We start from the raw sequence: 25,738 nt of genomic DNA, 5'->3' as shown, positions 1-25,738 counted from the left end.
ACAACGCTGACTGCAACCGGGTCGATGCCTTGTCCGAAAACCCCACCGCGACGGAGAAGCCTATGTCCGGCCGACGAAATCACAAGCGCTCCAGCAGCATCCGTCGATCCGACACCGTGCCTGCGATCCGATATCCGGCCCGGTCCATCATCGACACTCTGCTACCGGCCATGATCTCGCGCCGCAGCAGTGCGCCCTGCACCGACCTCGGCCTCGTACACATCTGGGGCTTCACCGGCACCGGGGACGACGACACTTCGAGCGCGGCGGGTTTCGCGGAATTCTCACCCGACGACAGCCCCACGGTCGCGGGCTCTCCGATCCTGGACATCGCCGGGCGGATGATGGCGGGGATGCACGGCCGCCTGTGGGGATTCGGGCTGGCCCACCGGGCCGCCGCGGACGCCGTCGTGCACGGGTTCGACAACCAGCCCGACACGACCAGCACACCGCCGTACGAACCGGCGACCACCGAGGAAGTCTGGGCGGCAAGCATTTTCGACGCCCGCGGCAGGGAGACCACCCAGCTGCGTTACGTGCACATGCCCGAACTCCAACCGATCACCTTCGACGACGACACCCTCGACCGGCGCAGCACCATCCACGACTGGATCGACCGTGTCCAGACCGGAGTCATCTCGGCGCATGTCTGGGCCGCGGCCCTCGCCCTGGACGCCCAGCGCAACCGATCCGTCCTCGCTCAACTCGAACAGCGGCTACTGAGCTGACCGAGCGCCGAACCAACGGCCCAGCGATTCCTCGAGGCCGTCCAGGTCGCTGCCGTCGGCAGCCCAGGCGACGCAGCCGTCGGGACGGACCAACAGAGCCGAGAGCTTCTGCGGCTGCGTGGGTTTCGCCGTAACGACGCGCACCCGCCCGGACCATCCCGCGACTCGGGATCGCAGATCGGCGGAATCGGTGAGGTCGAGCAGGACGGCCTCGGCGCCGGTGAAATGCGCACCGAGGCGAGTGCCGTCGGCCAATTCGATATCGGGAGTGGCCGCGCCGATCAGTGGATGTCCCCCGCCGAGGTCGTAGCGGTGCTGCACACCGGAGATCTTCTCGAACACCCCGGTCGCACCGTCGCGAGAGGCCAGCAGTTCGGCGATGACGGCGCGCAGGGCGCGGCTGCGGGCATCGGTGCGCATCAGCGCGACCTGCGCCCGCGTCCACTCCAGCACCCATGCGCCGAGGGGATGGCGTTCGGCGGTGTAGGTGTCGAGCAGCCCTTCGGGCGCCCAGCCGCGCACTACACCGGACAGCTTCCAGCCCAGGTTGACCGCATCACCGATCCCGAGGTTCAGGCCCTGTCCGCCGAAAGGCGAGTGCACGTGCGCGGCGTCGCCGGCCAGCAGCACCCGGCCCTTGCGGTAGTCGGGAACCTGACGGGTGTTGTCGGTGAAGCGGGTGGCCGAATGCACGGCCGTGACCACCACCGGGACTCCGGACACGGTGCGGATGCTCTGTTGGAGTTCGGCCGCCGTCACGGGTGTCTCGCGGTCGGCGGGCGGCCCGTCCAGTTCGACCGTGAGTACACGGCCGGGCATGGGTCCGTAGGTGTAGATGCCGGAAGGGGTCGTGTTCCAGCCCATTCGAAGGTCCTCGGCGCCGGTCATGTCCACGATCGCCTGATGGCCGGTGATCTCCGGACCCACTCCGGGGAACTCGAAGCCGGCGAGTTTGCGTACGATGCTGCGCCCGCCGTCACAGCCGACCAGCCAGCCGGTGCGCAGTGTATGGTCTCCGCAATCGACGGTGACGCCCTCGCCGTCGTCGGAGAACCCGACCACCTGCGCCCCGCGCCGGATCTCCACGCCGAGCTCGGCGGCGCGGCGAGCGAGTATCGCCTCGATGGACTGCTGTGCCACCAGGAAGACCTCGGCGGCGGGACCGAGTTCGGCGAATCGCGGGTCGTCGAAGTCGATGGCGTCCACGTCCAGCATGAGGCCCGCGAAATGCCCTGCCGCCGGCCGCCGCCCATCGGCGACCAGCGGCATTCCGCCGTCGCGGCGGAACTGCGCGAACCGCGCGAGTGCGGCCTCCTGCTCGGCGCGCAGTTCCGGGAGCAGTCCGCGGCGATACATGGCCTGGGCGGTCGGCACATTGATCGCACCCGCCTTGATGGTGCGATCCGGCTCCGCGAGGCGCTCCACCACCAGCACGTCCACCCCGCCCAACTGCAGCTCCCAGGCCAGCATGAGCCCGACCGGCCCGGCGCCGACCACCACTACTTCACGTGTCTCGTTCATGAGAACCACTGTGCGGCGGCTTCATTGCGCCGCACTTGCACGCCACTTGCGTATCGCGGCAGCGGCGTCCACCGTGAGGACGACCGAGTCTCCGTGCACCGGGCGACTCCGCGCGCCTAGCACCACCGCAAGACGCTCGCGCAGGAGGCAGGCGAACAGCCGACCATGCGGCAGGACCTGGTGGGGACGCCCTCGGACGCCCCCGAGCGGTCAGGCGGGATCCGTGCCGTAGATCGAGCGGTACTCCTCGGCGAAGGCACGCCGGCCGAGCAGCCACCACGCGAGCCTGGCCGGAAACGGCATGGCGGCGAGAAACTTTCGCCGCTCCACCGCGGGCACACCTTGCAGGATGAACCCGAGAAAGATCAACTGCCGGTCTTTCGGCACGGCCGCACGGCCGCGCTCACCGAGCGCCTCCCATTCGGGAACGGTCATGACCCGCTCGACGAGCGGCAGGACGTGCGCCTCCTCCTCGGCCATGTGCTCGTCGAGTGCGGCGGCCAGCGCCCGCAGTGTGGCGGCAAGCGGGGCACGCGTCTCCGGATGCGCCGACGCGGCGAACCGCGCGGCCTGCCCGTCGGCGCGCTCGATCAGTTCCGCGATCCGCTCGTGCTGCTCCTCCATCCGCAGGATCAGCGCGCTGTCGGTCTCCGCCCGCTCGAGCAGCAACGGCCACATCAGCTCGTCCTCGGCGCTGTGATGGTGATGCAGCCCGGTGTCGAGTTCGGTGAGGAAACCGGCGATGCGGGCCGCACGGGCGATGTCACCGTCGGCGACCCCGGCGACGAGGCCGGGCAGGGCATCGAAGTGGCGCCGGAAGGCGTTGTGGACGAGCACCATCTCGGTGGTATCGGGGCGTTCGGCGGTCTGGGTGGCGGTGTTCATGAACCCACTGTCCGTCGAGCCGCTTGTAGCGGGCTTGCAATACGCTTGGCACGTCATGGTACGAATCCAGGTGCTCGGCTCGCTGACCGCGGCGAACGAGCGCGGCCGCATCGAACTCGGCGGTCCACGGCAGCGGGGTGTGCTTGCCCTTCTGCTGGTGGCGCGCGGCGCGGTCGTACCGGTCGACCGCCTGATCGACGACCTGTGGCGCGGCGAGCCGCCGCCACGCGCGCTGGGCGCGTTGCAGGCCTACATATCGCATCTGCGCAAGCTGCTCGAGCCGGACCGCCCGCCGCGTTCGCCGGCCACGGTGCTGGTCAGCCAGGCCCCCGGCTACGCGTTGCGGCTCGACGCCGAAGCCGTGGACGCTTGGCAGTTCGAGGCGGAAGTACGGACCGTACCGCGGGATCTCGAAGAACGCCGGCATCGGCTCGAACGCGCACTCGGCCGATGGCACGGTCCCGCGTTCGCGGAGTTCTATGACGAGTCGTGGGCGCGGCCGGAGGCGAACCGGCTCGAAGAATTGCGCCTGGCCGCCCGCGAGCGCTTGGCCGCGACGCTGGTCGAACTCGGCGACCCGGCCGCCGCCGTTGCGGAAGCGGACGCGTTGACCAGCACGCACCCCCTCCGCGAGGAGGCGTGGCGGATCTCGGCGCTTGCGCGGTTTCACGCGGGAAGGCAAGCGGACGCGTTGGCGGCGTTGCGAGCCGCGCGCCAGGTCCTCGCGGACGAACTCGGGATCGACCCGGGCCCGGCCCTGGTGCAGCTCGAAGCGGATCTTTTGGCGCAGCGTATTCCCGTGGAGCTGCCCGCTGCGGCCGTGTTTCCCGCGCCGAGGGCGATACTCTCACCACCTCATAGCGAATTCCTCGGGCGCACAAACGAACTCGATCAACTGCGCAATGCGGCACAGGTGGGTGCCGGGCCCCGCGTCGCGACCGTGATCGGGGAAGCCGGAAGTGGAAAATCAACTCTGCTGCGACGGTTGCGAGCCGAGCTGCGAGCCGACGGCTGGCGCGTGGTCACCGGCCGCTGTCCCGAGGAGGACGGTGCGCCACCCGCGTGGGCGTGGGTGGAAGCACTGCGCGAACTGGCATGCGAGGTCGATCCCGGCGAATTCGCGGGGCCGCTGGAGCCGTTGCTCGGCGACCGGCGCGACGAAACCGGCACGGATGTCTCCTTCGGACGCTTCCTGCTGCATCGCGCCGTCGGCGGGTACCTGGCCGAAGCCGCGCGGCGGCAGCCGCTCGCGGTGTTCTTCGACGACCTGCACCGCGGCGACTCCGAGACCGCCGCTCTGCTCGGCAGCGTGGCGAAATCCGCGGCAGTCCTCATCGTGATCGCCTACCGCCCAGAAGAGATGGGGATCCACCTGGAGGACGCGCTCGCGTCGCTGGCGCCCACGACGGCGGTGCGCGTCCACCTGCGCGGCCTGACATTCGACGACGCGGCAGCCCTCGTTCGTTCGACCTCCGGTCGTGACCCCGATCGAGCCACGCTGGAGGCATTGGCCGAGCGCACGGGCGGCAATCCGTTCTACCTCATCGAAAGCGCGCGACTACTCGGCAGCGAGGGTGCGCTCGTGGCGACGTCGGAAGTGCCGGAAGGTGTTCGCGATGTGCTGCGCCGTCGGTTCGCCCGGCTGCCGGAAATCACCGTGTCTCTCCTCCGTCTCGCGGCGGTGATCGGCCGCGAATTCGACATCGATGTGCTGATCGGCGCGGCCGAGGTGGATGAGGACGCCGTGCTCGACGCGGTCGAAGCGGGCGTGCTCGCCGGACTGCTCGACGAACCCGGCCCGGGCGCAGCGCGCTTCGCACACGCGCTCGTCCGCGATGCCCTGCTCGGCGACTTGTCCCGCGTACGGCGCCACCGCTGGCATCTGCGCGTCGCCGAGTCGACCGAGCGAACGAGTCCGGACGACCTCTCGGCGCTGGCTCACCATTTCGGCGAGGCACTCACGCCGGCGACCGCGCGGCGGGCCGCCGAGTACGCCCTCGCCGCTGCCGAACAGGCCGAACGCCGATTCGCACACGAAGTCGCCGCCCAGTCCTACGGCCGCGCCGTCGCCGCACTCGAACGGGTCCCCGGTGCGGACACGACCGGGGAGCGGGTAACCGCGCTGTCCCGCATGAGCAGAAGCCACCTCGCCGCCGGCGCGGGCATGCCGGCCCGCGACGCGCGCGACCGAGCGGTGTCGGCGGCCGACACACCGGAACGGCTCGTCGAGGCGCTCACGGCCTGGGATACCGCGACCCCCTGGCTCAACCGCGCGTATGGCACGGTCGACCAGCGGGCGGTCGCGTCGATCGACCGAGCGCTGCGGACGCCGGGACTCACCTCCGAGGCGCGGTGCCGATTGCTCGTCGCACTCGTCCGCGAGATCGGCGGCGAGCTGAACGAGCGCGCACGCGAGGCGGCCGGGGAGGCCGAAGCGCTCGCCCGCGGCCTCGCGGATCCTGGGCTGCTCGGACTGGCGTTGGAGGCCAGGACGTCGGTCTACGACACCACCGTTCCGCTCGGCGATCGGCAACGCCTCGCCGCCGAGTTGATCGGGGTCGGCGAGAACAACGATCTCCCGTCCTTCGCACTGCTCGGCAGGAACGCGGCGCTGCAGGTAGCCGCGGCGAGTGGCGACATCGAGCGTGCTCGGGAAGAACTCGCCGCCGCGACGTCGCTGGCCGACCGTTACCTGTGGCGCCAGGCTCAGGCTGCGAACACCATGGGCCTCGGGATGCTCGCCCACTTCACCGGCGATCTCGAAGCGGCCGAACGGCATTATCATCGGGCCCACGAGTTGTTCACGCGGTACCACGTCCTCGACGCCGATGGCGTCGTGATGATCGCCCTGTTCACCGTCCGCCTGACGCAGAATCGCGTCGGCGAACTCGCTTCGATGTTCGTCGAACTCGCACGTTCGGATACCGAACTCGTCGTCGATCCGCTCGTGTTGGCCCTGTTGGCGACGGGTGATCGGGAAGGAGCACGAGAAGCCGCGCGCGCTCGCCGCCCGTTGCGCGCGGACTTCTTCCGTTCGCTGTTCCTCACCGTGCGCGGCATGGCTGTCGTCGGCCTCGGGCAACGCGCCGAAGCGTTGCCGGTGTACGAGCAGTTGCGCACCTATTCCGGGCAGATCGCGGGCGCGGACACCGGCGCGTTCGCGGCGGGGCCGGTCGACACCGTGCTCGGCGATCTAGCGGCACTGCTCGGGAAGCCCGGCCGCGCGGCTGGACACTACGCCTCGGCGGAGCGACTCGCCCGCCGTTGCGGATGCCAGGAGTGGATCACCGCGGTGCGCGTCAAAAGCAATTCACAAGCAGATCACTAGCGGCGTTCGGGACGCTGGAGGCCGATTTCACTCGCCGGCCCGAAGAAACCGGCCCGAAGAAAGCGGAACCCATGCCCAGCGATTTCCAGCTCAAGATCTGCAACGCCGTCCACCGCTCCATCATTCGACTCAGCGACGGGACCTTCGGCACAACCTTCAAAGGCATGCCGACGATCGCGCTCACCACCATCGGCCGCAAGTCCAGCCGTCCGCACACCGTCATCCTCACCGCGCCGATCATCGAGGGGAACACGATCGTGGTCGTCGCTTCGCGCGGCGGCGACCCGAGGGACCCCGCGTGGCTGCACAATCTGCGCGCGAATCCCGCGGTCGAGGTGTCGGTCGGGCACGGTTCGCCCCGGCCGATGACCGCACGCGTCCTGCCGCCCTCGGAACGGAACGAGCTCTGGCCCGACGTCGTGGCAGCCCACGCCGGCTACGCCGACTACCAGGAGAAGACCACCCGAACGATCCCCCTTGTCGTGCTGACACCCGTTTCTCGGTGATCCGGTCTGCGGTGGAATCCGTGTCCGGTGCGGTCCGGGTGAGGTAGACCCTCGATCAACAGGTTCACCGAACTGAACCGGCGGGGAAAACCCGCAGCTCGGGGGCGTTACACTGCGGGAGTGGCAGCAGTGACATCGCCAGCCGGACAGGCGGCTTCGCGCGGGCGGATCGACAAACGGCAGGCGATCCTGGACGCGGCGTTCGTCGTGTTCGCGCGCCGGGGCTACGCGCAGGCGTGCGTGCAGGAGATCGCCGAGGAGGCCGGCGTCGCCAAGCCGACGATTTACAATCACCTCAACGACAAGGAAACTCTGTTCCGGCATGCGCTGACGGCCGTCAGCGACGCGGTGCTGGCCGAGAACCTGTCCGTGCTGGATCGGTTGCGCAACCCGGGCCCCGACTTGCGTGCCGCCCTGGAAGATCTGGCCTATCGGCTGATCCGGGTGCGCTGCGCCGAGCGCTCACGATCGCTGCGGTGGCTGACCTACGGCCAGGTCGCGCAGTTCCCCAATCTGATCGACGTCGTCGTGAGCCGCACGTCCGACCAGCCGGCCGAAGCACTGGCCGACCGGTTGGCGCGCCTGTCGCTGTCCGGCCGTTTGCGCGCGTGCGACCCCGCGACCGCCGCGGAACAGTTCCTCGTGCTGATCACCGGCCCGATGGAGGACCGCTCGCGGCTGGGCACCCGCAAGGTCTCCACCGCCGAAATGCACGCGGTCGCCACGGCGGCGGTCGATACCTTCCTGCGCGCCTACGAGGCGCCGGAAAACCGGTAAGCCCGCAGCCGGTGAGCATGCCTGCTCGACCGCTCCAATCGTGCGCGAGACCCGCGCGCACGAGGCACCGAGTACGACATTTTCGGTCGCGCTCGGTCTCGCGCCGATGGGGTACGGCTTCGCCGAAGCGGCGAAGAACCGGGGCTGCCCAGACCCTTGGCGCTGGTTCGCACCGGGTAACACGACCCACCGAGATCGCCGTAGGCATGCGCTGATCATCGGCCGATGGAAGCGGCTGTCGTGCGCTGCCGACCCATGCCACCGTCCTGCCTTCGCGAATATGGTCCGCCGAGCATCCTGAAGTGTGGCAGTGGCACGGCGGACACATCGATCACGCTGCGATAGTGCGGGTTCGACGGCTGGTCGATCACTCAGGAGTCCGCGAGTCCCGGTCCTCGTCGGGCACCGGTGGTGTCGTCCGGGCGATTCTCGACGCCGACCCCGGCCGCATCGCCGTCTTGCCCGAATTCCGGAAGGCGGCTCCCAACGCACCTGGCTTCGACGGCGCGGTCGGCCGCGCGGTTCGCGATAGCGCTCGACGGGGTGGGTGCAGCCGGAGTGAGGTGAGAGCGCTGACCACGGTCGAGTGCACCGGCAACCGTGCGATCACCGGGTCGGCCGAAGCGATCTTGATGATTGTCGGGCTCGGGCTGACCAGGCTCACCGCGGTGGCGTGGCCACGGCAGCGGACGGCTTCGCGGGCCAGTGCCAGCAGCGCGCGACAGGACAGGAACTCGAGCTTGGTCGTGTCTACGACCAAGCCGCAAGAGGAAGCCTCCGCGCATTCGATCGCGCGGCGGATGTCCTCGCACCACACGGCCAGGGTGAACGCGTCGGCCGTGCCCCGCGTCGACATCACCATCGCCGGGCCCCGCCTTCGCAGACTGCTGGACAACCGCGTCCGCGGATCGGCGTTCTTGTTCGATGCGGGCGCCCGCTCGAGGTCGGACGGGCGGGGTTCGGCTGGAAACTCCATGACGCTCCCGATTCGGTCCGAGCACACCCGCGCGGCGCGCTCCGAAGCCAGATCGTCCTGCACTTCTGAAGACACATCCGGACCACCGTCCTACCACGCACAGCCGGGACCGGCGCGCGAAGCGGACGAATTCCCCGGCCTGAAATGAAAACGAGATCCATTCGCTCCAGTTCCGTTCTCCGCACCTGGCCGTCCGGATCGATTCGAGACCGCATGCCGGGAACCGTCCGCGCCCTGGAAGCCTCACACCCCGACGCGCGGCGCAGCTGCCCGGAAGGCACCGTCGAACGCGGCTACCGATCGTGTGGCGCGACGGAGCCGCGAGCACCGCCGCCACCGCGCATCGACGATCACCGCATCTTCGTCGTGGCGACGGCGACCCCGCCTGCCGCATTCCGGCACTACCTCGACAGCGAGACCGACCCCGCCGGCGACCTGACCGGCTGCCGCCGACACGCATGTGGCTCGATCCCGACGAACTCGCCGCATCGATCGCCGACCTGCGCCGCCGTCGCGCCGGACCTGGCCGACGCGTCGCCGCCCCTCCCCGATCAGTCCGTTCCCCTACCGTCGACCCCCGCTCAGGACGCCGCCGAGGAAGATCGGGCGCGACCTCGATCGGCCGAGAAGACGAATTCGTCCATCGACTGTCGCCGTTCGCGACCGTCTCGAAGAACACCCTCACCGCTACCACGCGCGCCCTTGTCGGTTTTCGAGGAGCAGCGTGGATACGACTTCTACCACACAGGCGCCGAAAGCGCCTGCCCGAGTGTCACATCCACCGACACACCTCCAAATTCCTTACTGCGCAGGTCACACAGTCCGGCAAATTAACCGCGCCGCAACGTGATCCACCCGGCCGGGTCGTCGCCCGGAGTTGGCCGGCACCGCGACGAGCCCACTGGCGAGGTAACTCTGGGTGAACGGCTCGTGCGGCCGGACCGCCCCCCGTATCCTGAATCCGTAGGGAGAGCGGGGTGATGACCATACGAGGTGTGCCGCCCCCGCCTACCCCAGACATCCCCCATCATCAGCGGCGAACGCGTACCCGCCGCGAAACACTCTTCCCCGCAATGGTTTTCACACCGACCACCAGCACCCGATCAGTTGGGTGCCACCGGTCGGGCCGAGTGACGGCGAATCGGCAGAGAGGCACCGTGCGGGGATTTTGGCATCCCTGGAGCAATCCGAATGCCGATCTGCTGAGGGTTGTCAAATGCGTTGTATATCTTGCAGTTTCGCTATCAATTGCTACACTCAGATCGTGCACCGTTAGCCTAGCTAACCAGCGGCAATATACGTCCTGGCTCACCCAGACCGTGGGGTCGCCCGGAGTTCTCCGCCACTGAAGTGCGTGCACGTTCCGTTGTCGGCAGTTCCAGGGAGTTCGCTATGGACAATCCGCACGTTCTGGTCATCGGAGGCGGCCCGGCCGGGTCCACCACCGCAGCCTTGCTCGCCAAGTCGGGGGTACGGGTGACGCTCCTGGAACGAGATAAGTTCCCGCGCTATCACATCGGCGAGAGCCTGCTGGCGTCGGTGCTGTCGACCCTGCGTCTGTCCGGCGCCTACGACGCGGTGGCCGCGCACGGCTTCCAGGTCAAGCGCGGAGGCCACTTCCAGTGGCAGAACGACAACTGGCTGCTGGACTGGTCCAAGCTGGTGGACGCGGAAGCCTGGTCGTGGCAGGTCGAGCGCGACGTCTTCGACGAACTGCTGCTGCGCAACGCCGCGGAGCAGGGCGCGGAGGTGATCGAGCGCGCGACGGTCACCAACGTCCTGTTCGAGGGCGAGCGGCCGACGGCCGTCGAGTGGACCGTCGACGGTGACGACCGGATCCACACCACCGGGATCGATTTCCTCGTCGACGCGTCCGGACGGGCCGGCGTGCTGGCCAAACACCAAGTCGTGGAGCGCCAGCAGCACCCGGCCTTCCGCAACGTGGCCGTTTGGTCGTATTGGGAAGGCGCGCACCTACATCCGGACAGCCCGGAGGGTGCGATCAATGTGGTGTCCACGCCCGAGGGCGGCTGGTTCTGGAACATTCCGCTCTCCGACGGCCGCCACAGCGTCGGCTACGTCGTTTCCGCGCGCACAGCCGCGCCGAAGCTTCGGGAACAAGGCCGAGAGGCGTACTACCTGGAGACCATCGGCGACAGCGCGGCGATGGGCAAGCTGCTCGCGGGCGCGCGGCAGGTCGCGGGGGTCAAGGCGGAGCAGGACTACTCCTACACCTCCGACCGGTTCAGCGGCCCGGGCTGGGTCGTCGTCGGCGACGCGGCTTGCTTCCTCGATCCGCTGCTGTCCAGCGGCGTGCATCTGGCGACGTACTCGGGACTGGTCGCCGCCGCGGCGATCGCGACGGTCGCGCGCGGCGAACTGGGCGAGTCCGAGGCTCTGGCCTTCTATGAGCACGCCTATCGCCGGGCCTACACGCGATTCCTGGTGCTGGTCTCGCGCATGTACGAGCAGTACGTGGGCTCGGAGGAATACTTCGCGCATGCGGGCACGCTCACCACCGGGCACAGCGGCGACACGAAGCAGGCCCAGTTCACCGAGATCATGGCGGGCCTGACCGACATGGACGAGTCCTCGGGAGCGCAACAGCGCACCGCGACCGAAACCATCATCTCCGCGGCCGAACATCTCCACGCGGAGTCGGCGAATCTCGAATACATGGGTCACCTCGACATGTCCGTGGTGTGGGATCACTGGCGCGACCCCTTGGCCGACACCACCACCGGCGAGCTGCGAATCACCACCGAACCGGTGCTCGGCCTGACGGATCGGCCCAGGACGGACGAGGAAATCGAAGCCGTGGCCCGGCCCGTACTCCCACCGACCACAGCCGGTGCGCCCATTCTCTAGCGCCGGTCTCGTACGGATCTCTCGTGATAGTCAGTGCACGGAGCCGGTCGTGACGATCACGCACACCGGCCCCGAGCCACCGGGTGATTGCCCGCCCGGTGGTTCGGGTTTCCGAAACAACAGCGAAATAAGACGATTCGGCCACCCTCTGACCAGGATGCTGCTGGCGAGCGACGGATTCACCACGCCCGCCCTGTCGGCGATATTGGGCACCGACCTGTACGTGCGGGTGTTGCGCCAAGACGCTGTCGCGGCCGGCCTGCTGCCGAACGCAGTCACCGATGCCCTGCGCGTGTCCGGTACCGACCGCGTCCTCGTGCGCCACTCCTGCCTGGTCAACGCCGACTTGGTCACCGCGTCCGTCAACTACGTCGTCGCCGGGCGCTCGGGCGCGGCCGCTTCGGGGTTGGACGATGTCGGGACTCCGATCGGGTCCGGCCTGATCTCCCGTGGGGTATCCCAGCGGCGGCACCTCTTGCGCACCGGCGTGACGACATGGCCGGACGGTCGGGCGTGCGCGGCGCGCGCGTACGTCATGCTGCTCGGAGACCAGCCACTCTGTTATGTCCGGGAATCGTTCAATCCCGACGTCATTCCCTCCGATTTCACCGCCACGACCGGCGACGATCAGCCCTGGACCGACGAACCGGTGCTAGTGGGGGCGGCATCGCCCGGAATTCCGAGACAACTGTTCCCCATGCATGATCTCCGGGGCAGCGTGCGGCACGGCGAGGTATCCACAACACCACCAGCCGGCGCGCGGCGTTCGCGGCCGATGCCCACACCGGTTCACCCGGACGAATGCGACTCGCTCACAACCAGTTTGGCGAAGGCGGCCCGCGGCGAGGGTTTCGTGCTGCACCTCGGCGGGCGCGACGGTACATCGTCAGGGGGCGAAACCGCGGTCGCCGACCGCCGGGCGCTGACGCACGCCGCAGCGGCGGTCATGGCGCATGTGCTGGGAGAAGCGGCCGTCACCATAGAACGAGCGCCCAGGCGGCAGCCCGGATACTTTCGCGCCGCCGGGGCGCTCGGCGACTGGCCCGGTGACCGCCTGCCGCTCACGCTGTGCGTGAACATGCTGCACCGGGCGGCGGATCGGTGCCGTGAGCCGGTGCGACGCGATCTGCTCCGCACGGTCGGCGGACTGTTGCCTGTCGCCGCGGTCGCCCCGCCGGGCGCTCACGAACTGCACAATTCGATCGCGCCGCTGCGTATCTCGCGCGAGCCGACGCTGCCCAACGCCGCCGCATCGACCCGTCCGGGACCGGACGGGCGGTGGTGGGATCGTTCGGCACACCTGGTGTGGATCGATAATCCCGCGCGGGACCGGGTGCGGTTCGCCGCGAGTGTCGGCAACCCCGTCGCGGTGGCACTCGGTCCCACGACCACCCCGCACGACGTCGAGCGCCTGTGCCGGGCGCTGAATCCGCAGCGGCTGCCGGGCAGACTCACGCTCGTGCCTCGGCTCGGCGTCGCCCGCACCCTCGACACGCTTCCGGCGTTGTTCGCCGCGGCCGCCGCGTGCGAGACCCCGGTCTGCTGGGTGGGCGATCCGATGCCGGCCAGGCGGACGAGGCACGGCCCCGCGACCCTTCGCATCGACGGCGCCATCGACGCGATCCACGCGTTCTTCCGAGCGTGCCGGGCGACCGGCATCGTTCCCGGCGGCCTGCATCTCGCGTACCGGCCCGAAGCCGTCATCGACGCGCGGAGTGACCGGGAAACCGGCAAGCTTCTCGCGGACCGCCGAAGTCGTCGCCCCCCGGGCTTGGATTCCGCGGAGATCCTGCACTGCGTCATCGCCGCCCTCGAGCTGCGGGCCATCTGATTCCCGTGACGCGGTGATCGGCGCTCTGCCGGGCGCGCCCGATGCCCGAGGATCGGCTGCCCGGCCGACGGAAGGCCGAGTTCCGGCAACCGATCGGACGGCGGATCGTCACCAGTGGAGGGAACTCGAATTCCCTACCGACGCTATATCATCGCCCGGTTGGATCGGCGCGGGTAAGTGTGTTTTTCCGCGCCGAACTCGGCAGGCGCGCGCAAAACCTGGCGGGTCGGCCGTCATGCGGGCGTTCGCCGAGCCCGCTGACGGAATTACCACCAGAACCGGCGATAAGTTGATAATAGGGAACCGCTCTGAATCGAACGGCTGCGGTCCAGTCGGCCGAGCATGCTACGCCCCCTGACCGGCGATTGCCGCTCACTGGCGGTTCGAGTCGTCCTACAGCATGCACAGCGAATTGCAGGAATAATTGCCGTTCACTTGTCGAGTGTCACAAAACCATACGATTCGCGATCGAACCGCTACACTTTCGTTATTCTTCGGTCGGGTACAGGTGAGGTGCCGCCCGGGCCGGGCGGGGCCGTGTCAGAGGTAGGCATTTCAAGCCGTGAGCAAGTGGTCTGAGCTACGCGAATCCGCTGTGGGAGTGGTTCGGTCGAGCCAGCGTGATGTCCGTGGTCGAGTGGGTGTCCGGGTACGACTGCTGGCGATCGTCCTCATATCCAGCGTCACACTTCTCACGATCGGTGTCGGTGCGGCGGGCTACCTGGTGCACTCCGCCCGGGCAGCGAAGGAATGGGCGGAGCTGGCCAGCAGTACGACGACACCGGCCATTCTCATGGTGCAGTCGTTCCAGGAGGAGCGGCGCTTGTCGCTGTTGTATCTGGCCGGTGATACCGAAATCGTCGGCGGGCTCACCGCCGCGCGCCAACGCTCGGACGCGGCGCTGGCGGCGGTGATAGCCAAAGGCGATGCCGCCCGCAAACTGAATCCCGGCGGGTCCGCCTCCGACATCGAAGGCTACAACAAGCTGTTCGCGCTGGTACCGACGCTGCGCGGCGGGGTCGACAGCCGGCAGGCCCCGCCGAAGGAGGTGTTCGAAGTCTTCAGCGGGGTCATCGGTACGATCATCGCCGCGTCGACCCTCGCCGCGCGGGTGGCGCCGGAAGCCGACATCGCCATGGAGCTGAGCTACGGCGTCGAGCCCCTGCGCGCGGCCGAAGCGTTGTCCATGGCGGACACCCTGGGCGCGGTGGCGGTGACCGTCGGGGAACACACTCCGGAGCAGTTGACCGAATTCAGCCGACTGCTCGGGGAATTCCGTGGTCAGGTGGCATACGCCAGCCGCGTCCTGAAGGGCAAGCGCCTGGCTCAACTCCAAGAGATCACCGGTGGGCCGGCCTATCGGAAAGTGATCGCGATGCAGGACGCGGTGCTGCTGCGGGGGCCGGTGGAGGCGGGCACCGACTTCGACGAGTCCACTCGCGAGGGCACCGGCAGAACCCAGAGCGGCCGATCGACCTCGCGAAGCGAGCCGTTGCCCATGAATGTCGCGGCGTGGCAGGAGGCTTCCGGCCAGGTCGGGACGAACCTGTTGAAGCTGTGGGACGACCAGAGCCGCGACGCGCACGCCATCGCACGCGAGCGCGGCGACCGGACCGCGCAGCAGTCCATGCTGGGCGGCGCGGCGGTGCTGCTGGTCGCGACGCTCGCCTTCCTCGCGGCGCTGGTGCTGGCCAACCGATTCATCGCACGAATGCGGCGACTGCGGCGCGACACCTTGGAACTGGCCGACCAGCAGTTGCCCGAAGTCATCCAACGGCTCGGTCGCGGCGAGAGCCTCGACTCCGAGACCGAACTGGCGCGGCTCGATTTCGGTACCGACGAATTGGGCCAGGTGGCCGATGCCTTCAACCGCGCCCATGTCGCGGCCGTGTCGGCCGCGGTCGCGGAAGCGAAGACCAGAGCGGGCGTCAACGCGGTGTTCCTCAACATCGCCCATCGCAGCCAGGTCGTGGTGCATCGCCAGCTCGCCCTGCTCGATCAGGCCGAGCGCCAGGAGGAGAACGCCGACCAGCTCGAGCTGCTGTTCCAGCTCGATCACCTGGCGACGCGGGCGCGGCGCAACGCGGAGAACCTGATCATCCTCGGTGGCGAGAAGCCGGGCAGGCGCTGGCGCAAGCCGGTGCCGCTGCTCGACCTGGTCCGCGCCGCCGTCGCGGAAAGCCTCGACTACGCCAGCATTCAGACCGGCAGGCTGCCGGAGTCCCAGGTGTCGAGCAACGCCGTAGCCGACTTGATCCATTTGATGGCCGAGCTGATGGACAACGCGACGGCCTTCTCACCCCCGCAGGCGCGGGTCGAGGTGTCCGGCGTCATCGTCGGGCGCGGTGTGGCGGTCGAGATCATCGACCAAGGCCTCGGCATGTCGGAGGCCGACTTCGCCGCGCGTAACGAGTTGCTGTCCAACCCGCCCGATTTCAGTGTGGTGTCCCTGTCCAGCGACACCCGGCTGGGGTTGTTCGTGGTCGCGAAACTGGCCCACCGTCACGGTGTCTCGGTGCGTCTGGGTGAATCGGTCTACGGCGGCGTGCGGGCGGTGGTGCTGATTCCCAACGCGCTCCTGCAGTCGGGGACGCAGCCACCCGAACACAACGACGGTGACAGTATCGAGCCCGTACAGACACCCGCGCCGGGGCACGCGCCCCCTCAGCCCGCACCGGTACCGGGACGGTCCGCATGGTTTACCTCGTCCTCCGAGCAGTCCTGGGCGCAGGGCCCGCACACCGACGGCAGTCGCGGATTCGACTCCGGGGCCGCACCGCACACCGAGCCCGCTCCGGATAGCAGGCCGCCGTTGCCGCGCCGTCGCCGCCAGTCTCCCGACGAGCAGTCGGCGCCGCCCGCCGCGGCACCGGCACGGCAACGGACCGCCGATGAAGCACGCAATCTGATGAGTGCCATCGAGAGCGGGACCCGCCAGGGACGCCGGAAGCGTCCCGACCTCGACTAGTCCGCATTCCATACACATTCAGAAGGCGACGATGACTACTTCCCAGGGAACCGGCCTCGGTTGGCTGCTCGATGAGCTGGTCGCCGGACTCGTCGGAGCCCAGTCCGCGGTCCTGCTGTCCTCGGACGGGCTGCTGATCGGCCATTCGGCTCAGCTGGACAAGGCCGACGCCGAGCGATTCTGCGCGATGGCATCGGCACTGCACAGCTTGTCCCGCAGCGTGGGCCACCATTTCGACGCCGGTGGCGTCTGCCAGACGGTGGTGGAACTCGATCGTGCGGTGCTGTTCGTCACCACGGCGGGGGCCAACGCGTGCCTGGCGCTGATGGCGTCCGAGACCGCCGATATGGGTATGGTGGCCTACGAGATGAACCAGACGGTGCAGCGAGTCGGAACCCACCTGTCGGTCGATACGCGCCCGCACCCGCCCGCTTCGACACGGCCATGAGTTATCAGCACGATCCCTGGTACGAGGAAGACGCCGGTCCGCTGGTCCGGCTCTTCGCCATCACCCGCGGCCGGGGTCGTGCCGTGCGCCGGGAACTGAACTTGGTCACCCTGGTGGTCGACGGCGCGCCCGGCTCCGCGCTACGGCGCACCGAACCGGAATACGCGGCGATCGTGGAGTTGTGCCGCACTCCGCAGTCGGTGGCCGAGGTATCCGCGCGACTGCGCCTGCCGCTGACGATGACGAAGGTCCTCATCGGCGACCTGCTCGACGACGGCAGGCTGATCTGCCGGTCGGCCCCGGCCGCGACGGGACCGGAGTCGGATCTCGGCCTCCTGCGCGCGGTGCTCGACGGCATCCGCGCGCTCTGACCGACCGGCCGATTGCTCAGACCAGCTGCGCGGCAAGCCGTTTCGCGTTCATGTAGGCGATCGCCTCGATCGAGACCATGGGGTTGACGCCCGACGCCGTGGGGAAGCAGGACGCGTCGGCGACGACGATGTTCGCCGCCTCCCAGGTGGCGCCGTCCGGGTTGGTGGCCGAGGTGTCCGGTGAGCCACCCATCCGCGCCGAGCCCATGATGTGCAGCGCGCCCAGGGAACACTGTCCCGGACCGTACCCGGCGGCCCGGCACGCGGCCGCGAAATCGGCATGCGACCCGCGCCGGCCGGGCTCATAGGAGACGCCTGCCTGGTGCCCGGAGAAGATGCGCTGCGCGCCCGCTGCCTCCAGGATGCTCGCCGCCCCCTCGAACCCGGTGTGCAGATGGGCGGCATCGTAGTCCGACAACCGGTAGTTGACGATCGGCTCACCGCCGCGGTCGACGGATACGGTGCCCGAGTCGCGGTCACGTGTGATGATGCCGATCGCGTTCGAACGCGCGAAATCGAGCATGGTGGCCCGATGGTTCGCGGCGCCGCGCCAGCTCATGAACCCGGTGGCGAGACCGGGATGAATCGGGCCGGTTTCGTAGATCACGCCGTAGCCGTCGCCGTCCAGATCGCTGTGCCGACGGCAGATCCTGGTCTGCAAGCCGCCTTCCCACGGCCGGATCTCTTCCTCGAACACGCCGAACACCGCGGCCGCCGGATGCAGGCGCAAGTGGCGGCCGATGTTGTCGTTGCGCAACCCGGAGCGCCGCAGCAACGCCGGAGTCTGGATCGCTCCGGCCGCCACCACCACCGCCCGAGCGCGCACCTCGATCGCCACACCGTCGGAGGTGACCGCGGAAACGCCCTGCGCCCGGCCGCCTCGCACGGAAATCCGTCGCACATCGGCGTCCACGACGAGCCGCGCGCCCCGATCGGCCGCATCGGCGAGCCAGGTCTTGGTCACCGACTGCTTGGCGCCCAACCGGCAGCCGTATCCGCAACGACCGCACTCCACCCCGGCATCGCAGGCGTCGGTGACATTGCGCGGCAAGGTATCCACTTCCCAGCCCAGCGCTTGGGCGCCGCGTTCGAGAACACCGTCGCGGGCCGACAACACCGACCGCTGCTCGGTGACGCCGAGCCGGCGGCGCACCACCTCGAGCGCTTCGTCGAACTCGGCCTCGGCGAACTGGGCGGCGCCCAGCGCGGCCCACTCCGCCCGGACGTCCTGCGGCGTCGGCAAGGACGTGCTCCAGTTGACGACCGTTCCACCGCCCAGGCAGGTGCCCGCGACGAGGGTGATCTGGCCTTCGGTGGAACCGGGCGGGCCCGGCGCGTACAGGTGCTTCAGCCCGCCGAGTTCGCCGAGGCCGAAATCACGGTCGTCGTAATAGTTTCCGCGTTCCAGCACGACGACGTCGAGACCCGCTTCGGCCAGCACCGCGGCCGCGACACCGCCTCCGGCGCCGGACCCGACGACCACGACATCACAGTGCAGTTCGGTGGTCTCGCCGAAGCGCAGCGGAGACAGCGCGGGCGCGGGCGCGGTATGGAGCGGACCGGCCGGGGCCGGATAACCGATCTCCTTCCACAGCGGATTGACGCCCGCGGGGCCGGGGGTGATGTTGTAGGACAGCAGCGACGCTTGTTTGAGCGCCTGGAAGAGCACCCGCACCGCCTCGATGCGGGAATCGGCGAGCCGCAGCAACGCCTGTTCCCGTTGCTCCTGTGTCAGTGTGGAGAAACGCCGGGGACCGCTGCCGGTGAGCAGGCCCGCCAGCCGCGAATCCCACAGGTTCAGCAGCGTGGCCAGTTGTTTCTTCTCGGCCTCGCGGGGATTGCGGCCCAGCAACTCGAAGACGGTATCGACGGCGCCGAGCGCGCTCGCCGACGGCAGCGTCAGCCCGTCACCCGGGTTGAAGGTGTCGCAGATGATGTTCATCGCCGCGCGTTGCTTGGCTGTTGGTTGCATGTCGAGCAGTCCCCTTCGTTTCGCCAGTGAGTTCTATCACACGATATGAACAACCACTAACTAAAGCCGCGTTAACCCAGGTGACAGCTACATGCCCCGCAGAATCTATGACCACATAGCGGCATGGGCACCAGGCGAACCATTCTCACCGCGCCCCGAGGGTTACCCCGGCCGTTCACTCCGGGATGACCACTGCCGCCGCGTGGCCGACCGCCAGGAACGCGTGGACAACCGAGACGAGCGCACCGCCGAGTTCCGCCGTCGGGTCCCCGCCGGTGCGCGGCCGCGCCAGCGACCACCGGGTGAACGTCCGTTCGGCGTGCACCGCGAGACGCAGCAACTCGGCGCGATACGACCCGAGCAGCGGCTGCCCGCAGGCCCCCAGCGCCGCGGCGGTGAGCTGGGCGCAGCGACCTATCGTCACCACGACCTCGAGCACCTCGTCCGGCACCGCCGTGATGACATGGGCGGCCGCGAGGGCGGCCGCCGCGTGCGTGCGCTCCAGGACGCGGCCGAGGGCCTCGCCGAGTTCGGAGAATTGCGCGCGATCGGCGGCCACCGGTCCGGACGCCAGGGCAGCGCTCAGGTTGGCCATGATCACGCCTAGTGCGTGCTCGACTCGGCGCAACCGATGGAGAATGCCGGACACGTCGACCGGGGAGCACCCGAAATCAGCCAGCACCGTCGCCGCCTCGACCAACGTGGCGGCCGCCGCACGGAAGTAGATCTCGGTCGTCGCGCTCGCCGGTACCGTGCCCACACCCACTCCTCGGGTAGTAACCCTCGATCGGCCGCCTCCGCGTGTCGGCGCCGACCGGACAGCTTCGACCGGATAGCCTCGACAGCCCTGCGCCGTGCAGGCAGCAATCACACCAAGCTACCCGGATCGCTAATAATATCCCATAACATATCGCGAATCTTAGCTGGTAGATAGATGAATCTTACCGGAACAGTGATTTACTTATCGGCTAGGCGACTCCCCGGTGGATCTGCTGGCTACGACCAGGCACCGAACCCACTGGACACGGCCTCGCAGAGACGATCGCGGCGCGATCGTCGACCAGGCCCGCCGCGCCCGAGCCTTCGGCGATGTTCGAGTGACCGCGGGAGCCGACCACCCGCTGGTACAAGCGCGATGATGGAGCGGACCCGATGATCATCGAGAGGATCCACGGATGGACCGTCTGAGGCGCTGCTTGGTCGCGGTGGTCGTCCTGCTGGGAGCCGCCGCCGGGTGCGCGGACACCGAGCCCGAATCGCCGCCTGACCGCGGTGCGATCGTATCGACCACTCCCCTGATGAGTCTGCCGCCCGAGCAGACCGCGGCGCTGTTGGCCGACGGCGATATCCGCACGCCCGTCCGTAACGGCGTCGACGCCTTTCGCCTCGAGTACCGGACGATCACCCCGCAGGGCGGGCCGACCACCGCCAGCGGGCTGGTGGTGTTGCCGCGCAGCGACTCTCGTCGGCTGCGGGTGGTCAGCTACGAACACGGGACCATCACGCTGAAGAGCGACGCGCCGTCGGTCGACACCCGCAATCTCTCCGAGCGGCTGCGCACGGTGGCGTTCGCCGCCGCCGGGTACGCGGCGACGGCACCGGATTACTTGGGCCTCGGGAACGGTCCCGGAACGCATCCCTACACCCATGCGCCCTCCGAGACCAGCGCCTCGGCCGACCTGCTCCGCGCGGCCGGATCCTTTGCGGCACAACAGCACCGGGAGTTGGACCCGAATGTGCTGGTGACCGGTTTCTCTCAGGGCGGCCACGCCGCGATGGCGCTCGGCAAAGCGCTACACGCCGGAACGATCCCCGGTTTCGGGGTCGCCGCCCTGGCCCCGATCAGCGGTCCCTACGACCTCCAGCACGTCCAGGCGCCCGCCGCGCTCGACGGACGGGTCGTACCGGGTGCGGCGGTGCTGTTCCTCTCGTATTGGCTCACTTCGATGAACCGGATCCACCCGCTCTACGACGATCCGACCGAAGCTTTCCAGCAGCCCTATGCCGACAAAGTGGAAGAACTCTTCGACGGCTTCCACAGCGAGATCACCATCGTGACCTCGCTGGCCGCCACCCCCGCGCAAGTGCTGACCCCGCGGTTCCTCCAGTTGGCCACCGAGCCGACCGGCGCAGCCGCCGCGGCTGTCGCCGAGAGCGACGGCACGTGCGACTGGCAACCACGGGTGCCGGTCCGCCTCTACGCTTCCCACGGCGACCGCGCCGTTCCCTATCCCAACGCCGAGCACTGCCTGCGAGCTCTCGCCAGCGGCAACGCGACGCTGCGCGACTTGGGTGAGGTGGACCACGCCGGATCGGCCCGGACCGCACTCCCCGAGATCCTCGATTGGTTCCAGCGGGAGTTCCCGCCGAACTGACCGCGGCAGGCCGGCGCCGTCCGTCCTGATGGACGGTCAGTGGGATGAGGCCGGCTGCGTTCGCGCCTCGAAGGGCGAATCGACCCCCTCCGTCGCGAGTTGGATATCCAGGCTCGCGATCCGGCCGGAAGCGTCGAACTCCACTTCACCCGCCAGACCGTCGCCGCCGAATTCCAGCCACCGGTAGTCGTCGAGGAATTCGGTGACCAGACCCCGCCGATTCAGGTAGCTGTACACGGCCCGCCGGTGATCGGTCAGGGGCAGTGCGCCGAAGCCATAGGCCAGGACGCGAGCGAGACCCGAGGGGGTGGGCGCGGGCAGTTCGAACGCCGGGTGGTCGATCAGAAACGCGACGCAGGCGCCATCGATGACGCCGCAGTAGGAGTTCCAGCGCCCGCAGACGATCTTCGCGGCGTCCGCCATCAGCCCCGCCACCTGATAGGGCTCCGGGGCCGCGCCACCGAGCACCACCGGCAGTTCGGCCGAACACAATTCGGCGACACCGTAGCGAAGGCCGAACTCGCGCACGGTCTCCGAGGCACGCAGCAGCGAACGCGGGTAACCCCAGGGATTGACCCACCCCCACAGCCACGTCTCGGCGTCGGCCGTACCGAGCAGATGGACGTCGGTGCACACGAACGAGCCCTCGTCGCCCGCGAATTCGAGTCGGCGTTCTTCCAGGTCGACCTCCCACACGTGTGCGCCGAGCACGTCTTCGAGGTGGAGCCGATGCTCGAGTGACAGCAAGCCCGCGTCATCGAGAAGTCTCGTCAGTGGCACGGATTGGGGCACCGCGTCAGCGTAGTCAACGCGGAGTCACCGCTGCGACGCCGCGCCTACGACGGCTTCCTGCCGGGCAACGGGTGCGCAAGGAAACCGTCGGCGAACAGCTGCATGGAGCCGCACCGATCGCACCGGTAGGCATGCTGCTGGACGACCTGCTGGCCCAGCTCGCTGGGGTGGTCGGTCATGAAGCCGGTATGTCCGGTGATGAAACCGAGGATGCCGAGGTAGGTGCGCTGCCGCTCACACCAAGGGCAGGTCAGGTCAACGGATTCCCGTCTGCGGCGTAGCTCCGCTTCCTGCTGCTCGATCCGCCGTTGCGCCTGGTCGATGTAATGCCGGGCTTCCGACACCGTAATCCGATGGGCTTCGCTCCACGGCCCTTCGTAGACTCCGTCGACGGCGGTGCGGAGCTGCGCGAACTCCGCCTCGGAACAGCGCACCAGCCGGGTACCGCGGAAACCACCCTCGGCCCGGTAGGTGATCTCGGCACGAGAAACGCCCTGTGGCAGACCTCTGTACAGTTTCACCCGCTTCGGATCATCCGCATCCGGCTTGAATTCGATCCCCCGCTCCGACACACCATCACGTTACCGCCGCGTCGGCGGCAATGGCCCCCACGCGGGTACGGCTACCTGGCTGTTAAGCCCGAAGTCATCCTCCGGACACCGTGCCCGAACACACGCTCAGCGCCGTCATCAACGACTGCGCGGGCAGGGTACGAATTCCCGCGCAGGTCCGTCGATGCATCGATGTCGAAGCGCGCCGCCCCGGCTCGGAATGCCACCGAAGATCAACTTCACCGGGCCACCGCCATGCGCGGTGAAATGACGTCGACGTGGACGACTCCCGGACTATTCGGCCCATAGTTCGATCCCGATCTAGAACTGTGACGTCGCGGGATCGAGGACGGACGTGCGCGATCAAGAGACCGCGTGCCACACCACAGCTCTGTCGCCCGCTCTCAACGATCGGATGCGATGTCGCAGTTGTTCGGCCGCCGCGGGCTTGCTCGGTGTGAGCCGGATGTAGGCGCCGAGGGAGTGCAGTTCGGTGATGTCGCGCAGCAAGGTCCATCCGGGCCAGTCGAGAAGGTCGTAGCCGTAGGCCGCTGCGAAGCGTGCCCGCGCGTGTTGTGGTTGATGAAAGTGGTCGGGCAATCCGTTCACCAGGTCGAGTTCGCGCGGCCCAATGCTGCACTGGTCCCAGTCGATCAGTACCCACTGCCCGTGATCGCAGACGGCGTTCTCGCTGTGGACATCGACATGCACCAGGCCCTGCCCGAGCGGGAATTCGGTCTGCGTGAACTGGCCGACCAGTGTCGCGGCGCGGGCGCGCAGCCACGCGCGGTCAGAGTCGGTGAGTGCGGGTGTCGTCCGCTCGTCATCAAGAGCCAGGGCTTCGAACAGCCGCCGCAGCGGCTGGTATCGAGGCACGGGGAACGGCGGCCGCGCCACCGAGTGCAGCCGCCGCACCAGTGTGCCGAGGTCGGCCGGCCCCGGCCGACCTGGCGAAGGGCGGTAGGGCCAGAAGGTAGCGATCGCGCCGCTGGCGACAACTGGTTGCGTCCCGGACGCTGGAGTGAGCGCGATGGATTGGGCTTCGGCCGCCAGCCACCGTGTGACGGCGACGGCGGTGTGAGCGCGCTCGCGCCGGTAGGCGGTGTCGGGCGCCAGGCGCACGACAAGATCAGTGTGGGGCAGCAACCACACTGCGTTCGACCGATGATGCAGCAGTTGCGCGTCGCGGTCGTCGACGCCGAACGCTTGGCATGCGGCGCGCATGGCTGCGCGACCGGGAAGCTGGCTTTCGGTGGTCATGATGCCGCAGTGGCCAGGACCGCCCTTAGATCGCTACGCAATTCAGCGACGATCGGGGCGCCGTCGTGCTGGGTGGCAATACGGTCCAGGTCGCGGAGGCGGACGTAGCAGCGGGGTGACGACAGCTCGGTGATCGCCGTGATCGCCTCGCGCCCGTACCGGTTGGCTGATTCGAAATCACCCGCTTGCAGACAGGCGCCGGCAAGGGTTGGTAAGGCGACGGCGCGGCTGCGCGCATGTTCGCTGGCGTGTCCGGGGATCGCGGTGGACAGGCGCTCGACTGCCGATGGCGCGAACTTGGGATCGGAGAGCGACAGCAGATACATCGCATGGCCGTGTTGAGCGGCGATTTCCGCGGGCGTCACGAACCATGCCCAGGAAGGAGTGGTGTCGGGTTCGGCTGCGGCGTAGCGGTCTTCGGATAGCCCGAGGGCGCGCTGGGTGGCTGCGGAGTCGTTCAGGGATGCCCAGCACCACCCCATTACCGTGGCGATGTACCCGGCGGTGATGGTGCTGATCGGATGGCGCCTGTTGGCGGCGGTCGATGAGGCAAGTTGCACGAATTTCAGTGCTTCATCAGGTCGTTTCAGGTGCAGGGACTGGTGGGCTATGTCGAGGAGAATGCTGACCGTCAGGTCGGTGCTGCGCGGATGGTCTTGGCCGCGGTGCGCGGTTTGCAGGGCGTATGTCCACAGTTTGCGGGCAGAGTCGTGTTCTTCGATGTCGTAGGCCAGCCAGCCGGCCATGCTCGCCAGGTCGGCCGTAGCGATCCACAGACGTGCTCGAACGTCCGTGGTGCATGCGGCGCCTTCCAGGGCGCGGACTTGGTGCAGTTGGGTGAGTGCCGCGGTCCGGCAGAGTCCGCCGCCGTGTGCGAGGTCCCATCGCCGGAATCCTTCGGTGATGGCTTCGATCGCGTCGATGTCGGCGGATCCGATGTGCGGTCGGGTGACTGGCTCGAGCCGGTCAGGGAGGATGTTGCCCAGCCGGTCGAGTTGCGGGTGAAGATGGGAACCGAGTGCGGCTGCGGTTGCCAGGGTGATGAAGTCTCTACGCTCCACCCACGTCACCTCCTCGCGGGCCAGATTACTCGCAGTCCCGGAGCCGAACCCGAGCAGCGACGCGGGGATCGCAAAGGTATCGGCGATTCTGGCGACCAGCTTGGCGCTGGTCAGACGGCGTTCTCCACGTTCGACGGCTGAGATTCTGGACTGCGTGAGGTCGAGCAACGCGGCCAGCTGAAGTTGAGAGAGGCCGGTTGCTTCGCGAATCGAGGTGAACACGACGCTGAAGTCATGGTCTGCCAGCGCCGCGCGGATCATGGGATCGTCGAAGAAGTCAGCGGTCAGCGCGTGCTTGAATCCGGCAGCTGAGGCGCAGGCGGCGCAGAGGTTTCCGGCGTGTTTTGCGGACAGCGCCGTGCGGCATGTGCGGCAGATACGTCCCCCGGTATTCATATCTCACCTCAGTCGGTGGACCGCAGTTTGTCTCAGAGTATGCGGTGGATGGCTTCTACGTGCACAAATGACCCTTTCGCCTCATCCCAGCCAGTTGTTGGCGATGCGCAAGCCCCAGTGGGGC

General features: G+C 68.4%; 19 protein-coding genes. 10 read left to right on the top strand and 9 right to left on the bottom strand.

The genetic code is table 11. From position 1 onward, the window contains the following. The first annotated feature begins 62 nt into the window (after positions 1-62). The gene (locus NG1_RS12055) at positions 63-728 is read left to right on the top strand and encodes a hypothetical protein (protein ID WP_062970144.1); all 666 of its coding nucleotides are present in this window, start codon (positions 63-65) and stop codon (positions 726-728) included. Here NG1_RS12055 and NG1_RS12050 read toward each other — a convergent pair. Next, positions 717-2,249: an FAD-dependent oxidoreductase gene (locus NG1_RS12050; RefSeq protein WP_062970143.1), complete on the bottom strand. Its 1,533-nt coding sequence runs from the start codon at positions 2,247-2,249 to the stop codon at positions 717-719. The genes NG1_RS12055 and NG1_RS12050 overlap by 12 nt on opposite strands. 210 nt (positions 2,250-2,459) lie before the next feature. Continuing rightward, positions 2,460-3,134 carry a hemerythrin domain-containing protein gene (locus NG1_RS12045; protein ID WP_062970142.1) on the bottom strand — a complete coding sequence of 225 codons (675 nt, stop codon included), beginning with the start codon at positions 3,132-3,134 and terminating at the stop codon, positions 2,460-2,462. Here NG1_RS12045 and NG1_RS12040 point away from each other — a divergent pair. From NG1_RS12040 to NG1_RS12030, 3 genes are all read left to right on the top strand, one after another. Then, entirely contained in the window at positions 3,133-6,462 is a 3,330-nt protein-coding gene (locus tag NG1_RS12040; protein ID WP_245659868.1) for an ATP-binding protein, read from the top strand. The two genes, NG1_RS12045 and NG1_RS12040, sit on opposite strands and share 2 nt — an antisense overlap. A 71-nt stretch (positions 6,463-6,533) precedes the next feature. Beyond that, positions 6,534-6,968, top strand: coding sequence for a nitroreductase family deazaflavin-dependent oxidoreductase (locus NG1_RS12035; RefSeq protein ID WP_062970141.1), 435 nt, complete (start codon positions 6,534-6,536; stop codon positions 6,966-6,968). A 120-nt stretch (positions 6,969-7,088) separates the two neighbouring features. Then, on the top strand, positions 7,089-7,745 hold the full coding sequence (locus NG1_RS12030) for a TetR/AcrR family transcriptional regulator (RefSeq protein ID WP_062970140.1): 657 nt from the start codon (positions 7,089-7,091) through the stop codon (positions 7,743-7,745). Between the two features lie 367 nt (positions 7,746-8,112). Here the strand turns inward: NG1_RS12030 and NG1_RS12025 are convergent, their stop codons facing one another. Next, positions 8,113-8,721: an STAS domain-containing protein gene (locus tag NG1_RS12025; protein ID WP_157114008.1), complete on the bottom strand. Its 609-nt coding sequence runs from the start codon at positions 8,719-8,721 to the stop codon at positions 8,113-8,115. Positions 8,722-10,113: 1,392 nt separating this feature from the next. Here NG1_RS12025 and NG1_RS12020 point away from each other — a divergent pair. From NG1_RS12020 to NG1_RS12000, 5 genes are all read left to right on the top strand, one after another. Beyond that, entirely contained in the window at positions 10,114-11,589 is a 1,476-nt protein-coding gene (locus tag NG1_RS12020; protein WP_062970138.1) for an NAD(P)/FAD-dependent oxidoreductase, read from the top strand. A gap of 49 nt (positions 11,590-11,638) precedes the next feature. After that, entirely contained in the window at positions 11,639-13,420 is a 1,782-nt protein-coding gene (locus tag NG1_RS12015) for a 3-deoxy-7-phosphoheptulonate synthase (RefSeq protein ID WP_157114007.1), read from the top strand. Positions 13,421-14,057: 637 nt separating this feature from the next. Continuing rightward, positions 14,058-16,388, top strand: a complete 2,331-nt coding sequence (locus NG1_RS12010; RefSeq protein ID WP_245659867.1) for a sensor histidine kinase — start codon at positions 14,058-14,060, stop codon at positions 16,386-16,388. 31 nt (positions 16,389-16,419) lie between these two features. After that, positions 16,420-16,836: a roadblock/LC7 domain-containing protein gene (locus NG1_RS12005; RefSeq protein ID WP_040872147.1), complete on the top strand. Its 417-nt coding sequence runs from the start codon at positions 16,420-16,422 to the stop codon at positions 16,834-16,836. After that, positions 16,833-17,207 (top strand): DUF742 domain-containing protein, encoded by a 375-nt coding sequence (locus NG1_RS12000; protein ID WP_062970135.1) that lies wholly within the window; start codon positions 16,833-16,835, stop codon positions 17,205-17,207. The genes NG1_RS12005 and NG1_RS12000 overlap by 4 nt, the downstream gene beginning before the upstream one ends. 16 nt (positions 17,208-17,223) lie before the next feature. Here NG1_RS12000 and NG1_RS11995 read toward each other — a convergent pair whose 3' ends face one another. Next, positions 17,224-19,179 carry a GMC family oxidoreductase N-terminal domain-containing protein gene (locus NG1_RS11995; RefSeq protein WP_062970134.1) on the bottom strand — a complete coding sequence of 652 codons (1,956 nt, stop codon included), beginning with the start codon at positions 19,177-19,179 and terminating at the stop codon, positions 17,224-17,226. 175 nt (positions 19,180-19,354) lie between these two features. Continuing rightward, positions 19,355-19,939, bottom strand: coding sequence for a hypothetical protein (locus NG1_RS11990; RefSeq protein ID WP_157114006.1), 585 nt, complete (start codon positions 19,937-19,939; stop codon positions 19,355-19,357). A 415-nt stretch (positions 19,940-20,354) separates the two neighbouring features. Here NG1_RS11990 and NG1_RS11985 point away from each other — a divergent pair, with 415 nt between their 5' ends. Next, positions 20,355-21,554 carry a hypothetical protein gene (locus NG1_RS11985; RefSeq protein ID WP_062970132.1) on the top strand — a complete coding sequence of 400 codons (1,200 nt, stop codon included), beginning with the start codon at positions 20,355-20,357 and terminating at the stop codon, positions 21,552-21,554. Between the two features lie 36 nt (positions 21,555-21,590). Here NG1_RS11985 and NG1_RS11980 read toward each other — a convergent pair whose 3' ends face one another. The 4 genes from NG1_RS11980 to NG1_RS11965 all read right to left on the bottom strand — a co-directional run bounded on the left by NG1_RS11980 (position 21,591) and on the right by NG1_RS11965 (position 25,614). Continuing rightward, positions 21,591-22,346 carry a DUF6882 domain-containing protein gene (locus tag NG1_RS11980; protein WP_063910328.1) on the bottom strand — a complete coding sequence of 252 codons (756 nt, stop codon included), beginning with the start codon at positions 22,344-22,346 and terminating at the stop codon, positions 21,591-21,593. 44 nt (positions 22,347-22,390) lie between these two features. Continuing rightward, entirely contained in the window at positions 22,391-22,867 is a 477-nt protein-coding gene (locus NG1_RS11975; RefSeq protein WP_157114005.1) for a hypothetical protein, read from the bottom strand. 393 nt (positions 22,868-23,260) lie between these two features. Then, a complete protein-coding gene (locus NG1_RS11970) occupies positions 23,261-24,157 on the bottom strand; it encodes a phosphotransferase (RefSeq protein WP_062970129.1) in 897 nt (298 codons plus the stop codon). Further along, positions 24,154-25,614, bottom strand: coding sequence for an NsdA family TPR-like regulatory protein (locus NG1_RS11965; RefSeq protein ID WP_084498864.1), 1,461 nt, complete (start codon positions 25,612-25,614; stop codon positions 24,154-24,156). The genes NG1_RS11970 and NG1_RS11965 overlap by 4 nt, the downstream gene beginning before the upstream one ends. Between the last annotated feature and the right edge of the window lie 124 nt (positions 25,615-25,738).

This window comes from Nocardia gamkensis NBRC 108242, assembly GCF_001612985.1.
GTDB classification, from domain to species: domain Bacteria; phylum Actinomycetota; class Actinomycetes; order Mycobacteriales; family Mycobacteriaceae; genus Nocardia; species Nocardia gamkensis.
The sequence above is the reverse complement of the archived record's forward strand: the minus strand, read 5'-3'. Positions and strand labels throughout refer to the sequence as shown.